Source organism: Thermoplasmataceae archaeon (assembly GCA_038729425.1).
Taxonomy (GTDB): Archaea; Thermoplasmatota; Thermoplasmata; order Thermoplasmatales; family Thermoplasmataceae; genus B-DKE.
On the sequence record JAVYSB010000004.1, the window covers coordinates 98,449 to 113,091 of the forward strand.

Sequence of the window (14,643 nt, forward strand, 5' to 3'; positions counted from 1 at the left end):
TATTTAGTATTGATATCTATGCCAGAGTCAAAGAAGCAGATCAAGGATGAAAAAGAGCAGGGAACTGAAGATGAAACCGTCCAGAACATCTCAGTGAAGGGAATCAGAAAGGACGTATACGACAAGGTTTCTCAGATTGCCAAGGCAACAGGTAAAACCCTTGGCGAAGTTACAAATGAAGCTTACAAGTCAATGATAGGAGCTTTTGACGGGCTTGGGAACATATCACGCAATTTCAAGCAAGGACTTGTTGGTGGGATGGCAAAGTACATAGAGAACATAAAGAACGTAGACATCTCTGGAAAGGATTTGGAAGAAATAGGCCATAAGACAGTTTTCAAGAATATTGATACCCTCACTTTGACAGATGTTAATGACGAAACGTTCGACAAATACGTTGACGCGATTATCAACGTAAAAAAAGTCATCATTCCAGCTACGCTGAGGAAGTCTAGGGTTATACTGAAGTGCAGCTATGTTGATGCCATTGAATTGGGTAAATAACCCATACTATTTCTTTTTCAGAACTGAATAATATCTCGTAAGAGACCTGTGCTGGGGAACCGCAATGGCGGACTCAATGCTGAACATATTGTCCGTGAGCTCCAAAAGCGAAATATCTCCCACGACGACCGCGCATCTCCCCCCGTCCTTTAAGACATCGTGGAACACTTCGAATGCTTTCTTATAGAGGTCCTTTACCGACCTTCCATTCAGTGTGGAATTCCTCCCATAAGGCATATCGGTAGCTATTCCATCCACTTTACTGTCTAACTTCAGATCAAAAATATCACTGTTTATAATAGTAGCTTCAGAATAGCCAAAATATTTAAGATTCAGGCGAGCCCCCATGACCATCCCTAGTGATGAGTCGCTTCCAATTATTCGTCTTCCCATGATCGCAGCTTCGATCAGTATCCCTCCTGTTCCGCAGAATGGGTCAAGAAGAGTTTCGCCAGGTTTCGTCATTGTTGTGTTCACAAGATATATCCCGAATTTAGGATGAAGTGAAACGGGAGAAAAGAACGGCCTCATGGGAGCCCGTCTCTGTTCCAGAGACTTTTTGTCTCTTTCATATATCTGAATGGTGAGATACCAGTGTTCCGCGCAGATAACGCGAACTACAAAATCGTAGTTCTTGAATGAAATCCTGCCTTCAGACTTGAGAATTGACCCAATGTATGACTCATTATATTTCTGAAGAGTATTTCTTACTCTTTTCATCCTGACAAAGTATTTCCCACCTGGAAGCACACCGCTATCAAAATGTTCAGGGGAGTCTACCTCCTGAAGGATTTCATCCACAATATTGACAAACGCTGATAATCTGGTTTTTTCCCAGTTTCCCTCAATGATTGTAATATTACCTATTTGATCAGTTACGGAGAATTCCCCGTAGTTGGTGCTGATGGATGATATCTCATTCCTTACCAGCTCCAGATTCAGGGAACTGCATTCAAGAATATATCTGGGCATTTACCGCTTATGAAAATATCAGTTTTTCTTGGTCTCTTTTGCGAGGTCTACTGCAAGATTCTCATATATCTTGCTCAATTTCTTGATCGATCTCTTCACAGCAGCCTGAGGTTTGCCGGTTTTAACCTTCACATAAATCTGGGGGTTATCTATCACCGGATGTTTGATATAATAATGTGACTCCTCAACCTGATCATCGTGAAGGAGTTCCTCGACAATAGGTCTCAGAAGAGCATTGTCGTAATTTAGCATTTCTAGCGTCATGGAGTCTTTGTCTCTTTCCACGACCCTAAATTTAGGATCCATATACCTCCATTTATCTCGTATATATTATGGTTCTTTTATCGTTCAGTCGAGTGACCATCAATTTCAATTCTCAAAGAATTACCATTTCGCATTCTTTCATCCGCCTCTTTTTTTTAAGCAATATCAACGATATGGCCTCTAATGCTGATAACGGATGGTACTAGAACGCCAGGCAATCCTACACAGATTAATTTCGGAGTGGATGCAATCCTTCAGAATGATATTTTCTCATTTTGCAGAGCATGGCCAGGATCTCCAGCTCTTTACCATGATCTTAAATATGTGTAATATTTGTAGTCCCCGAGGAGGTGCACGTATGTCATTTGTAATCAAAAGACGAGATTTTGATGACGACGAGGATGAAGACTACGACGATGATGATTAAATCATGCTTCTTCTGGCTGGCATTGTCTGTCGAGGACAATGACCCCGGAAATTTATAACATATATTGTGCAGGAAAGATTGAATTGGACACATTTGATCTGTTAGACAGGCGTATCATTGAAATGCTTTCGGGCAGGGGCATTCTACATCCCACTGCCCCCCAGTCAATGGCTATGGAACCAATAATTAATGGAAAAGATGTTCTCCTGCTTTCCCCGACCGGGAGTGGAAAAACTGAAGCGGCTATGCTTCCGTTAATGCATCTGCTGCTGAGAGATAACCCTCCTCCAGTTTCTATACTCTACATAACGCCTCTCAGAGCCTTAAACAGGGATATGCTCCAGAGGCTCATGGACTACGGAAAGAGCCTTAATATCTCCGTGCAAGTACGACATAGTGACATTGGACCTGCGGAAAAGCGGCAGATTCTCAAGAATCCTGCCAGCGTGCTAATAACTACTCCCGAGTCACTGCAGATAATGCTCAATGGAAAAAATCTGAGAGAAATCATTCGAAACGTGAGATACGTGATTGCTGACGAACTTCATGAACTCGCCCAGAATGAGCGAGGTTCGCAGTTTTCGATTGCCTTACAACGTTTAAGGAAGCTTACGGGAGGATTTCAATCAGTAGGGCTATCTGCAACAGTTGGAAACGCGGAGGAATTGTCTCGCATGCTTGGAAGCTCTGCAGAGGTCGAAATCATAAAGGTTCCTGTGGAAAAAAGAATGGATGCGCTGGCGGTTATACCTCCTACCTCTAACAAGTCTGCAGCCGAGATAATGGGATGCGATGAACAGTACGCAGGCGCGATTCTCCATATCTGGAACTTGATTGAAAGAAATCCTGGAACCATCGTATTTGTAAATACGCGGAGTATTGCCGAAGACATTTCATTCCGGATCAGGCTGCTGGTGAAAGACCCTCCGATAATGGTTCACCATGGATCTCTGTCCCGCGATACCAGGGAAACAGCCGAGCGTGATTTCAAGAGCGGAAGGATAAGGGCGATTATCTCCACGTCATCGCTTGAACTGGGCATAGATATTGGACTAGCCAATCTGGTGATACAGTTCAACTCCCCAAGACAAATCAACAAGATGCTGCAAAGGGTGGGGAGATCTGGGCACAGCCTTGATCTGGTCTCCGTTGGAGTTATAGTGTGTACCGATGTGATAGAACTCGAGGAAGCCCTTGCTATCATTGAACAAGCTAAAACAAGGAATCTCGAGGACATCCTGATCATGAAAAATTCTCTGGCAACAATTGCAAACCAGATAATTTCAGAAGTTCATTTTGCTAAGGAACTTGACGAGAACCAGTTATTTGAAATGGTAAGGTCGGCATATCCATTCAGAACTTTGTCGCGAGAGGAGTTTATCTCCTTGCTTCTGTTCTTAGCTAAAGTGAGGAAAATATGGTATGATCCACCAGCTATCCGCAGGAGATCTGGAACACTAAATTACTATCTGGAAAATATCTCCATGATACCCAGCGAAAAAAATTACAGGGTAATTGATCTAGTTTCAAGAAAATTCATTGGCACGCTGGATGAAAGATATGTGGTGAATGAGATTGAACCAGGTAGTTATTTTGTTATCAAGGGGTCGACCTGGAGGACAGTCAGGATTGATGAGGACCGAATATTCGTTGAGGCATTTCCGACGGTGGCAATAGCGCCAAAGTGGTCGGGCGAGGATATTCCAGTCCTCCCTAACGTTACCAGGAAAATATCTGAGATGAGGGAAAAACAGTTGGTTCCATTCTACACAGACGATTATTCTAGAGGGATCCTTAAAGAGTGGTATGCAAATGATCTCGCGCTTGACAACCGCGTTATTATTGAAACAAAGAATGGAGAGGTCATAATACAGATTATTCTCGGCACCAGGGCTAATTTTGCGCTTGCTGAAATAATCACTAGCTTCCTCTCGTCGATGACCAGCCAGAGCGTTGAAATGGATTACTCGCCGTACCACGTTTATGTAAGGTGTTCGAGGGTGATAACCGCGGAGGAAATAAAAAGAGTGATTCTGGGAATTAATCCTGACATGCTTGAAAAATATATAGAGGGGGTTGCGCGGAGATCAAGGTTTTTTAACATGGTATTTCTCTACGAAGCCAAGAAATTCGGGGTTATAAGTAAGGATGCCGACATGAGCCGCATTCGGTTCGAAAAAATCGTGGATGCCTATAGAGAAACTCCCGTCTATATGGACTCCGTGAGGAAACTGATCACCAATTATATGGATATCCCCTCCCTGCGTGCATTCCTCCTGAATGCTGGTTCAGTTGATTTTGTGCTCAGAAACAGTATCTCAAACTCTTCAGGAATATTCCTTCGGCATTATTCGGAGAAGGTACTTCCACTAAAACCGACAAAATCCATATTGGAGTCCGTTAAAAAAAGACTGATGAATGAGGAAACCGTTCTTTACTGCACTTCCTGTGGCAATGTGAGGACCCTTAAGATAAGCGAGATAACTTCCATAAAGTGCCCCGCTTGTGGGAGCTACCTTGTGGCATCGCTGTCTAGATACGACAGGGAAGAATTGGACACGATCAATAAGAGCAAGGAGGACAATCCGAAAATAAGAAGAAGGATATCTAAAAATGCGCATCTTGTGAGAGAACGTGGCATGACTGCGATAATGACCATGGCTGCCAGAGGAATAGGAGCCGAGACAGCCTCTAGAATACTTGAGGTTTCCTATCACAGTGATGAAGATATGATAAGGGCTATCCTAAACGCAGAAATAGAATTCGCAAAGAACAAGAGATTCTGGGACTGAGGGTAGTGCAATGATTTTCAAAAAGGGAACTCCGGAAAAAACAATGCAAATCATTGATGCATACATAGGAAAGAATGAAAAAGTTCCCATCATTGTTGAGGGTTCAAGGGATATGGAAGCCCTGAGGAAAATAGGGTTCAGGGGAGAGGTTATTGTCTTCAACGCGGGGCTTAGTATAGTTGCGTTTGCGGAAGCGATTGCAAAGGAACACGACAGGGTGGTTGTACTGTTTGATTTCGATCGCAAGGGAACCAGTCTTAAAAAACGTTTATCATCTATACTGACCCCAATTATTTCTGATGTGGATTCTGCTTTATGGGTTTATATCCGGGAAAATCTGCCCATAAGAACGGTGGAAGAGCTACCATCCATATTTGACACAGTTCAAAACGCTGTGAAGACCGGTATCACTAGAAGAAAGCAGCGTGAGATGAAATAAAGATTTATTCTATGCCGGATTATCCCGGTATTGTCATCAAACATAAAGATCACATTTTTCGGGACCGGGGGATCATGGCCTTCTCCAGGCAGGAACTTACCCGCAGTGGGAGTCCAGGTCGACGACCGTCTAAATCTCTTTGACTGCGGGGAGGGAACACAGAAGCAGATTATGAAGAGCAATTCTTCATTTATGAAAATCGAGAATATCTTCATCACCCATTTTCATGGGGATCACTTCATCGGCATGATCGGGATGATACAGAGCATGTCGTTCAATGGCAGGGAAGAACCGCTTAATATCTACGGGCCAAAGGGAGCAATTCACATGGTCATGAATGCGCTGAATGTTGGATACTTCCGCCTGAATTTTGATGTAAATGTTGCGGAATTGGATTCAGATCGAACTTACGATTTTGGGGATTTTGTCATCAGAACAAAACAGAACGATCACCCGGTTCCAGCAATATCATATAGCCTGGAAGAGAAGGACTTAGTAAAAATAGACAGGGAAAAGGCGGAAATGGCTGGCTTTCCGGTGAGGAGGCTTGAAGAATTGCGAACAAAAGGCATTCTTGAAATAGACGGCCGGATATTCCGGCTCGAAGAGGTTAGCGCAGGAATAAGAAAAGGAAGAAAGATTGTATATACAGGAGATACCAGACCCATGGACAACATGGCGGAATTCGCCAGGAACGCTGACGTCCTCATTCACGATACAACAACCGATTCGTCATTCGAGCCGAAAGTGAACGAGTTCGGGCACACTTCTTCGAGACAGGCAGCTAAAATCGCTGCTGAAGCTGCTGTCGGACGACTTTATCTATTCCATTACAGTCCGAGGATAGAAGATATTGGAAAATTGCTGGAAGAGGCCAGGTTGATCTTCCCGCAAACATACGCCAGTATGGAGCTCATGGAATATAACGTGCCGGTGAACAGACAGTGAAACAGTTCACTGCAAAGGTAGCCCAAAGTCTTTGGATCTCATCTTCCTGATGGAACGATCGAAAACAAGCGTAAAGGTGATCGCCATGATTATGGTAGCAAAAATAGCGACGGAATAGTCAGTTGTGTCCAGAAATCCCTTGGATAGCGCTATGGACGCAATTATTATGCCCACAGCTCCTCTGCCTCCAAAAATTCCAAGGGAAACCCTTGGGGTAATATCCTTCATGTATCTTTTTGAGAACTGGTAGGCTGCAAACCCACCGATTAATGCAGTAGCTATCACAAGAAACACGAGAAGTGGAATAGTGGAAAGAGGTATTAGGCTCATTTGGAGGCCTGATATGCTGAAAAAAAGAGGGATGAAGAAACTTGAATTGATTCTTTGAAAGGTTCTCTTCAGCATCCCATAAGTTTCTTCTCCCACAGAGTTCTTGTGGATGATAAGACCAGAAAAGAATGCTCCAAGGACAAACGTTATGCCAATATACTCGAAGAGAGATGAGAATGCAAGCCCCATCATTATAACAATTGCAAAAATTATGGCTTCTTTCTGGCTCCCGTTTAATCTGGTGAACCCTCTGACAAGATGTTCGGACTTTAGTTTCACGATCATGTCAACAAAGTAAAGTACTACCAGAAAAATTGCAAACGCAGCAGTATCAACCATTATATCTAACGATGACCGATGGAATGAAACCAGGATTATGAAAGCGACTGCATCGCTCATAGCTACGCCACCAAGCAACCTCAGTCCATCTTCCATCTTGATCAGTCCAGATCTTACGAGCAATACGGAAGTTATGGAAATTGACGGGATGCTTACAGAAAGGGAAATGCTCACTGCTTCAATATACGGTAGCTTGAAAATGTAAAAAGAACCAAGAGACATCACCAGAAACGGAACTAAAAACGATGTCACCGCAAAACCAGTTACGTACTTGATATTCTTTGAAAATATGTCCGATGAGGCTTCTATACCTATCTGGAGTATGATAAAGAATAATGCCAGTGTACTCAATGTGGAGAGTCCCGATGTGGGAGATACGATGCCAGTGACCGCTGGGCCAAGTATTATTCCTGCTATAATCGCGCCAACGACTTCCGGGAAACCAATAACGTTGAACAATTCCCCTAATCCTATCCCTACAACAAGTAGGAGAAGTATTGCTGTTATTAGATCAAGCATCAAATCCTCCATAGTCCATTGAATATAAATAATTCCGAAAAACGACTCTTTTTGAGTCAAGACTTTTTCTGGTCGTCACAATCGCGAAAATTGGCACAACCCCAAAAATTCGGTTGAAGTTACTATGCAGTGTGAATATCATGTGAAAGCCAGCTTTGAAAGGTTTCCCTCGGCGTTTGTCCAACGTTAATGGGAAGCAAAAATCACACACTGAGCCCTAGAAATAGCACAGCAGCCTTGAAAAACATGGGAGTGGCAGCTCCCTGTCTCAGACAGTGTGTTGACGTAACCTGAAGTAGCCTTCTGTAGCACATTAAGCCAAACTAAATCCTGACAAATAGGTCAAGGGTAGAGGGTACAAGCTACTTTCTGTCACTCCTTTCAGGGATATCGGTAACAATACCTACCTGATCCTGAAAGTTCCCAGAACGCATTTCGTAAGTCATCTCCGGCAATGTGGACATCCTAGTGAAAACTATCTGGGCTATTGGCTTTCCAACTGTAATGACGACAGCCTCGTCGGAAGCGTTATAAAGGGTCAAGGTCAGCACCCCGCGAAAACCGGAATCTACAAGCCCAAAACTTCCTAAAATTCCCTTTCGGCAGAAAGACGACTTTAGCCATATCTGTCCGGTTATTCCCGATCTAATCCACAGTTTCTCCATTGTGGATATCCAGAAGAGTGTCTTGGGCGGGACCACGTCAATGTTGCCCTTTCCGCCCTGTATCTTCAGATCCCCAACGGTGAGGTCATATCCATTCGGGGTAAGCTGTTCAGGCCTGAAATCACTCACTATGAGTTCTCCGTTTGATACCATCGATTTAATTTCCCTGTCTGAGATCATTCACCTACCACATGAAAAGGGTAGTAAATATTGTTCCGTTTAGACCATAAACCAATAATAGATCAGATTTTGGGAACCCCGCTACCTTTCCACTCTCCAACGCCAAACCTGTTTAGCAGAACATATAGAACGATCGCAAGAACAAAGGAAACATAATAGCTAAGATCTACCCCGTTCAACGCAACAGCTATTGGGCCGTAAGGAAAACCAGAAGGAGCCATAAATGGAATGGAGGCAAGAAGCGCTACACAATATGATATTATACCAGAGAAATTAAAACTCCTGAATTTCGCCTCAGAGAGTTTCCCGCCTCGATTTACGATGAAAAAGTCAGCTATCATCACTCCGAGCCACGGGGTAATCCAGTAGTCAAGAAGATAGAGGAATGTTTCGTAAGAGTAATTGAAACCATTGAGAGCAGAAATCAGGGAAAGTATCACCACTAAGGCGGACATTACAACAACCACTGTTACCCTGTTTACTTTCAAGCCCGCGGCCTTGATAGACAGAGAATTTGAATAAAGATTGATCGAGTTTGCTGCAATCCCCCCAAGGACAACTCCAATCAGGCCAAGATCAACAAAATTTCCCATGATGGGAGACAGAGCCCTGAAAGGATTATCTGCGGAGGCCATTCCTGAACCAATAGCAACCAACATCCCCGTAATCTCAAGCCATAGAGACGCTGTAAAACCACCAATGAACGTGTAAGTGAACGTCCTGGATGGTTTCGTGGAGGAGCTTATGTATCTTGAGTAATCTGAAGCATATGGCCCCCAGCTCATTATGTAGGAAAAAGACAGGGCAAGAACCACGCCGAATTGGGTAAAGGTTGAAAACGACGCTGAGGGAGCATATGAGATGGTGAAATTCATCTTTGCGAGGGAGAAATAAGTCACTACAACAAATAGTATTCCAAGAAGGTACGCCATTAAGTGTTCAAAACCATGAATGAATCGCTGCCCAAAGTATGCAGATAGCGCTACCACTGATGTGATAAGGATCACAGAGTAAACAAGGATTGCGCCATTTACCAGCAAACTTAGCGCAAACGCGGCAAGTATGGTATTAATGGTCAACCATCCAGTAGTATTCACCCACTGAAGCAGGGACATAACCGTAGATCCCCTGCTGCCAAAGGACCGTTTTCCCGTGACCATCTGAGGCACGCGGGACTTAGGTCCAATGGAACTCATTAATCCAAGAAGGGATGCTCCCAGCAAATTACCAATAACAAGTGCAACCACTGTTGTATACACTCCAAAGCCCAAAGAAATTGGGATAAAGCCCAGAACGAAATCTCCAATAGTCAGATTGGACCCAAACCAAAGGAAAAACAGCGACGAGGGTTTTGGTCCCTTGGCATTTTCCGGAACGGCCTGGACATCAATTTTCTCCCTGAACCTTTCGCTCTCACCTAACACTTGTTCGGTCACAGTAAAGGGATACGCTCAGGATATAAAAAAATAGCCATTGCTGCTCTCTCTTTATATAGTGGGCCAAACGGTGTCACTATACTCAACAAGCGATGCAAAAGGGGCAGATTTTCCACAGATAATAGAAGTCAAGGTTTTAATACGAATCACGTTTTTCATATAAGTGAACCAGACTCTCAAGGTTGAAGCAGTTCTTTATGCAAGTAATAAGCCATTAACTGTCAGGGATATTTCCGGGGTCCTTTCCATTCCTGCAAAAGAGGTGTCCAAGGAAATCAAGAAACTTTTGAGGGAGTATGATAAAGGGGAGACTTCAATTACTATTGTGAAAATCGGCAACAGATACAGAATGCAGTTGAGAGAGGATTACCTAGACATCGTGAATGCAGTTTCTGAACCAGAACTAACAAACCTAGAGCTTTCCGTGATGGGCTTTATTGCAGCAAACCCATCCTGCCGTAGAGGAGATCTTAGGGATAAATTTGGGGACAGGTATGCAATCCCTCTTGAGAGACTGAAGGACATGAAATTGGTGCATTCCAAAAGATACAGGAATACTGAAATCCTGACCACAGGAAAAAAGTTCTTCGAGTATTTTGGGATCGACAGAACAAGCCTGGAAAAAATGCTTGGGAAAAAGTCGAAACAGGGGATTGGGAGTGAATTTAATGAATAAAATACTTCTTGTTGGAGCTGGTGGAAGGGAAGATGCCATCGGTAGAAAACTCGTTGAAGGCGGGACACAGTTATATTGTGCAGCAAAGAACTTAAATCCATCGCTGAAGAAAATATCAAAAGAATACAAGGTAGTCAATGAGCTTGATTACCAGAGCATAATTCAATTCGCAAAGGACATGGGTGTGGACCTGCTCTTCGTTGGTCCTGATCCTGTGCTGGATACCCCGCTTGTTGACACTGCCGAGGAATCTGGAATCTCGGTAGCATCGCCGTCCAGACAGGCTGCGAGGATAGAGACATCCAAGGAATACATGAGGGAATTCATAGGGAGAAATGGCATCCAAGGGAACATTTTTTCCAAGATATTCAGGGGGAAGCCCGAAGTGGCAGAATTCATGAGATCTGATGACAGAGAATTTGCCGTGAAACCAATAGGCCTAACAGGCGGGAAAGGAGTGAAAGTGATGGGGCTTCAACTTGACAGCAGAAGTTCCGCAATCGCTTATGCCCAGGAGGTAGTAGAAAAAGACGGGAAAGTATTGCTGGAAGAGAGAATATCCGGCGAGGAATTCTCACTGCAATTATTCTCAGACGGAAAACACGTATCCTCGATGCCGCTTGCGCAGGATTATAAACGCGCGTATGAAAACGATGTTGGCCCCAATACCGGTGGGATGGGATCGATCACGGACGCAGATCACAATTTGCCATTTATAAGCCCTGGTTGCAGGGATGAAGCACTGATTATAATGAGAAAGATAGCGGAAGGGATGAGAAGAGAGGGTACACCGTTCCGTGGTATAATGTATGGGCAGTTCATGCAGGTTGGATCTGAGCCTAAAATAGTGGAGATAAACGCTAGATTTGCTGACCCCGAGGGAATAAACGTTCTTACTCTCCTGAGAGATGACCTCTCAGATATTCTATTCAGGATTGCAGGTTCGAACCTGAGAAGCAATATTGACTTCGAGTGCAAAGCTTCCACGCTTAAGTATATTGTTCCGATCGGTTACGGCTCCAACCCTCAGAAAGGGACGCTTCAAATTAATTTGTCAGGATTGCCTGAAAACCTAAGCATTTATTATGCCGCTGTTTCAGGTACAATGGAACGGGTAGAAATGAGCAATTCCAGAGCCCTTGCAGTTATTGCAAAGGGTGACACCATAGAGGAAGCATCAGACCTGGTGGAATCCAATCTGTTCAGGGTAAACGGCAATTACTATGTCCGTCATGATATAGGTTCTAGGAAATTCATGAAAGAAAAAGCGAAGTCGGTTGTTCACTGAGTCTTTATGGTACCAAGTATTCTTGGCACTGAGGTGTTGGAACAGACTGCAAGCTCAGTTCCTAAGGGGAAAAATGGGCGATCTAGAGTTATTTCATCACCACTTCTGAAGCCCCTAGAGTACCTCATCTGATCACATAGGAATATTTCATTTCCACTTATATTCTTATTAGCTACACTTCTGTGGAAGCTTATGTTTCCGCTTATTCTGGTTAAAGCTGGGAGTTTTGTAGAAGTGAGCAGGAGCCCCCTCTCCATATCATCAACTTCTATATTTTTTAGGCCCAGGCCAACCCTTGACCCTGTGGGTGCGTCATCGACGTCAACATCCTGCATCTGTATTGACCTCACCTGTACCTGTTTTTCTAATCCGGAGGCAAAGAGGTTCTGGTGCTTCGATACAGTCCCGCTCATGACAAAGCCAAGCGCAACAGTACCAACGCTCTTTACCTTGAAGAAATGGTCAACAATGACCACGGTATCTCCATCCGGTCGTTTCATTGGAGACCCTGAAATATCGCTCATTAATTCCACGGGTGATCCCTTAAAGAACTTGTATTTTGATGCAACGGTGTTATCTATGAGCTTCCTGACAGTGGGCAACTTGCTTTCGTCCTTAAGCATAATGTAACCGTGCTGTTTTTTCATCAGGTCAAGGGAGATTATCACTTCCCCAAGGTCACGATTAATTTCGTCTATTCCGAGAATAACAACGTCCGCGGGAAACATTGAGTCCGTAAGTGAAGACATTTTTTCAGGGAATCTGGAAGGAACGAGAAATGTCAGCACATTATCGCCATCCTTGCGGTTATAAAGTGTTATATCACTCTCTGTTCCTTTCTTCGCAACTTCTCTTATAATATCAGGAACGTTGTAGGCAAAAACGCTGATAGCCTTCATAGAGATTTCAATATAGCCGATGAATATAAAAGGGTATCAATTGTCTTTTCCGTCTATTTTCTCCCTTATTACATTATAAAGAAGTTCTATGCAATAATCTTTGGTGTCTGGAAGCTCGGTCCGCACGTATCGAAGACCATGTTCACGAACTGAATTTCCAAATTCCAGGTCAAGATCGTAAAGAACCTCAAGATGCGTGTACAGAAATCCAATAGGAACGGTAATTATCTTGGTCTTTCTGGCAGTTTCAACAGTTTTCAGTGCGTCATAAATGGACGGCTCTAGCCAGCTGTCCCCGTATTTCCCCCTGCTCTGGTATGCAGTTATATATTCGGTTATTCCTGACATTTCTGAAATCTTCCTGGCAGCGTCCTTAAAAGCCTGATCATAATCATTCTCATCAATGAGAGAATTCGGAAGGCTGTGGGCGGTGAACAGCACCAGCGACTCAGGCTCATTGAAAGTTTCCACTTTATGAATGATATCAGCCCACATCCTTATGAATTCATCCCTGCCACTTATACCATTGACCACTGTGAGATTAGTCTGAGGCGCAATTCTCTCCACAATCGTCGTCAGAGGATCTACATAGGAATCAATTACATTGTGTGAAGGGAACGGGAAAAGGGGGACAGCAATAATGTCTCTGTAACCCTCTTCTGAAATATCCTTGACGACCTCAGATATCCACGGTTTCCAGTGCTTATTTCCAAGGAAAATTCCTATGGTTTTCTCTTTCATTCTATTTTTAAGCTTTGATATCATTGAATCCAAAATTGCATTGGACGGGGAGATTGCATTAACCATTCTGTATTTCTCAGTGTTTTCATGAACCGCATACTCAGGGACAGGCCTGCCGTGGTAGATCCCCTGCAGATATGGATAAACATCATCCATGCTCGTTGGGCTTCCGTATGCCATGAGAAGAATTGCTGTTTTCATGAACGTCGCCTGAAACTGTGCACCTCTTCAACAATATATCTTAGGGTCTTAAAATCAGTGGTTGGAAGTACCCCGTGCCCAAGGTTAAAAATATAATCTTCTTTGCCAGAGATGTCATTCAGGATCATCCTGCTTTCGCGCAAGGCACTTTCTAAATTTGAAGCTGCAATCGCAGGGTCCAGATTCCCCTGGAGACCTACACTTCCGCCAGTTTCTCTCTCTATGCCGCTGAGCCTGGTCCTCCAATCTACACTCAGGAAATCAAACCCGCATTCCGAAGCAGGTCCCGCAAGGCCGCCACCCGATGTCGTGAAGTAAATGGTTTTTGTAAGGCCAGTAATTTCAGACGCAATTTCCTGAAGATACGGCTTAATCAGGTTAGTGAACTGGTAAGGCGAATAGAATCCAGCCCAACTATCAAAAATCTGTACGGCAACTGAACCTGCTGATATCTGAAGTTTTAGCAGGTCAATTACCATCTCGGTAAGCTTTGCCATATTCTCTTTAAACGAGGCTTCGTGTCGCAGTGCGTACTTCTTGGTCATGGCAAGCTCACGGTCGGCGCCGTTCGCAACGACGTATGAAAGGAGTGTTACCGGTCCGCCGGCGAAGCCTATTACTGGTGTTTCTGGATTGTGTTCACTGAATTTTTCTATTACTTTGTTCAGAGGATATTTCATCATTTTTCTATCAAATGTGTTGAGTTTCAGTTTTCCATCTGCTTCCCTCTGTCCGCTGAGCAACGGACCAACACTCTCCTGGAAATCCACTGAAATTCCCATGGATTCCAGGGGCAGTAGGATATCAAAGAAAACAATGGCTGCATCAACCCCGACTTTAGTTACAGGCTCTTTCATGATTTCAGCTGCAACTTCCGGATTTATGCAGATATCCTTTATTGACATCGTTTCTCTTGCCTTCATATAGCCGGGAAGATAACGGCCAGCCTGCCTCATGAACCATACTGGAATAGTATCGGGGATGTTCCCAAACATTAGTTTCCTAAAGGAGTTCAAAGGTCAC

General features: G+C 43.8%; 14 protein-coding genes. 6 read left to right on the forward strand and 8 right to left on the reverse strand.

The genetic code is table 11. The features are described 5' to 3' along the window. Positions 1–18 precede the first annotated feature (18 nt). Positions 19–504: a hypothetical protein gene (locus QW597_05165; GenBank protein ID MEM0155973.1), complete on the forward strand. Its 486-nt coding sequence runs from the start codon at positions 19–21 to the stop codon at positions 502–504. A 6-nt stretch (positions 505–510) separates the two neighbouring features. On the opposite strand, the gene QW597_05170 is transcribed toward QW597_05165, so the two are convergent. Beyond that, positions 511–1,476: a methyltransferase domain-containing protein gene (locus tag QW597_05170; GenBank protein ID MEM0155974.1), complete on the reverse strand. Its 966-nt coding sequence runs from the start codon at positions 1,474–1,476 to the stop codon at positions 511–513. 18 nt (positions 1,477–1,494) lie between these two features. After that, complete coding sequence (locus QW597_05175) at positions 1,495–1,782, reverse strand: DNA-directed RNA polymerase subunit L (GenBank protein ID MEM0155975.1); 288 nt, start codon at positions 1,780–1,782, stop codon at positions 1,495–1,497. A 468-nt stretch (positions 1,783–2,250) separates the two neighbouring features. Between QW597_05175 and QW597_05180 the strand changes: the two genes are divergently transcribed. The 3 genes from QW597_05180 to rnz are packed head-to-tail and all read left to right on the forward strand — an operon-like array spanning position 2,251 to position 6,346. Further along, the gene (locus QW597_05180; protein MEM0155976.1) at positions 2,251–4,959 is read left to right on the forward strand and encodes a DEAD/DEAH box helicase; all 2,709 of its coding nucleotides are present in this window, start codon (positions 2,251–2,253) and stop codon (positions 4,957–4,959) included. A gap of 10 nt (positions 4,960–4,969) precedes the next feature. Continuing rightward, positions 4,970–5,398: a hypothetical protein gene (locus tag QW597_05185; GenBank protein ID MEM0155977.1), complete on the forward strand. Its 429-nt coding sequence runs from the start codon at positions 4,970–4,972 to the stop codon at positions 5,396–5,398. A gap of 30 nt (positions 5,399–5,428) precedes the next feature. Beyond that, a complete protein-coding gene (rnz, locus tag QW597_05190) occupies positions 5,429–6,346 on the forward strand; it encodes a ribonuclease Z (GenBank protein ID MEM0155978.1) in 918 nt (305 codons plus the stop codon). A 6-nt stretch (positions 6,347–6,352) separates the two neighbouring features. Here the strand turns inward: rnz and QW597_05195 are convergent, their stop codons facing one another. The 3 genes from QW597_05195 to QW597_05205 all read right to left on the reverse strand — a co-directional run bounded on the left by QW597_05195 (position 6,353) and on the right by QW597_05205 (position 9,815). Then, positions 6,353–7,534 carry a cation:proton antiporter gene (locus tag QW597_05195; protein ID MEM0155979.1) on the reverse strand — a complete coding sequence of 394 codons (1,182 nt, stop codon included), beginning with the start codon at positions 7,532–7,534 and terminating at the stop codon, positions 6,353–6,355. A 362-nt stretch (positions 7,535–7,896) separates the two neighbouring features. Beyond that, positions 7,897–8,379 carry a dCTP deaminase gene (locus tag QW597_05200; GenBank protein ID MEM0155980.1) on the reverse strand — a complete coding sequence of 161 codons (483 nt, stop codon included), beginning with the start codon at positions 8,377–8,379 and terminating at the stop codon, positions 7,897–7,899. Positions 8,380–8,441: 62 nt separating this feature from the next. Then, entirely contained in the window at positions 8,442–9,815 is a 1,374-nt protein-coding gene (locus QW597_05205; GenBank protein ID MEM0155981.1) for a cytosine permease, read from the reverse strand. A 163-nt stretch (positions 9,816–9,978) separates the two neighbouring features. On the opposite strand from QW597_05205, the gene QW597_05210 reads away from it, so the two are divergent. Both QW597_05210 and purD read left to right on the forward strand, forming a co-directional pair. Then, entirely contained in the window at positions 9,979–10,491 is a 513-nt protein-coding gene (locus QW597_05210; protein MEM0155982.1) for an SMC-Scp complex subunit ScpB, read from the forward strand. Further along, the gene (purD, locus tag QW597_05215) at positions 10,484–11,779 is read left to right on the forward strand and encodes a phosphoribosylamine--glycine ligase (protein ID MEM0155983.1); all 1,296 of its coding nucleotides are present in this window, start codon (positions 10,484–10,486) and stop codon (positions 11,777–11,779) included. Before QW597_05210 ends, purD begins: the two co-directional genes overlap by 8 nt. On the opposite strand, the gene QW597_05220 is transcribed toward purD, so the two are convergent. Genes QW597_05220 through hemE form a run of 3 tightly spaced genes read right to left on the reverse strand, consistent with a single transcriptional unit; the run spans position 11,773 to position 14,636 of the window. Then, positions 11,773–12,678 carry a GTPase gene (locus tag QW597_05220; GenBank protein ID MEM0155984.1) on the reverse strand — a complete coding sequence of 302 codons (906 nt, stop codon included), beginning with the start codon at positions 12,676–12,678 and terminating at the stop codon, positions 11,773–11,775. The genes purD and QW597_05220 overlap by 7 nt on opposite strands. A gap of 36 nt (positions 12,679–12,714) precedes the next feature. Then, positions 12,715–13,620 carry a ferrochelatase gene (gene hemH / locus QW597_05225; GenBank protein MEM0155985.1) on the reverse strand — a complete coding sequence of 302 codons (906 nt, stop codon included), beginning with the start codon at positions 13,618–13,620 and terminating at the stop codon, positions 12,715–12,717. After that, positions 13,617–14,636 (reverse strand): uroporphyrinogen decarboxylase, encoded by a 1,020-nt coding sequence (gene hemE / locus QW597_05230; protein MEM0155986.1) that lies wholly within the window; start codon positions 14,634–14,636, stop codon positions 13,617–13,619. Before hemE ends, hemH begins: the two co-directional genes overlap by 4 nt. Positions 14,637–14,643 lie beyond the last annotated feature (7 nt).

What these genes read in the sequence shown, in the direction of transcription:
- QW597_05200 (MEM0155980.1), bottom strand. Translation starts at nt 8,379, where the DNA reads ATGATCTCAGACAGGGAAATTAAATCGATGGTATCAAACGGAGAACTC.
- hemH (MEM0155985.1), bottom strand. Translation starts at nt 13,620, where the DNA reads ATGAAAACAGCAATTCTTCTCATGGCATACGGAAGCCCAACGAGCATG.
- QW597_05165 (MEM0155973.1), top strand. Translation starts at nt 19, where the DNA reads ATGCCAGAGTCAAAGAAGCAGATCAAGGATGAAAAAGAGCAGGGAACT.
- QW597_05175 (MEM0155975.1), bottom strand. Translation starts at nt 1,782, where the DNA reads ATGGATCCTAAATTTAGGGTCGTGGAAAGAGACAAAGACTCCATGACG.
- QW597_05185 (MEM0155977.1), top strand. Translation starts at nt 4,970, where the DNA reads ATGATTTTCAAAAAGGGAACTCCGGAAAAAACAATGCAAATCATTGAT.
- purD (MEM0155983.1), top strand. Translation starts at nt 10,484, where the DNA reads ATGAATAAAATACTTCTTGTTGGAGCTGGTGGAAGGGAAGATGCCATC.
- QW597_05195 (MEM0155979.1), bottom strand. Translation starts at nt 7,534, where the DNA reads ATGCTTGATCTAATAACAGCAATACTTCTCCTACTTGTTGTAGGGATA.
- QW597_05220 (MEM0155984.1), bottom strand. Translation starts at nt 12,678, where the DNA reads ATGAAGGCTATCAGCGTTTTTGCCTACAACGTTCCTGATATTATAAGA.
- QW597_05170 (MEM0155974.1), bottom strand. Translation starts at nt 1,476, where the DNA reads ATGCCCAGATATATTCTTGAATGCAGTTCCCTGAATCTGGAGCTGGTA.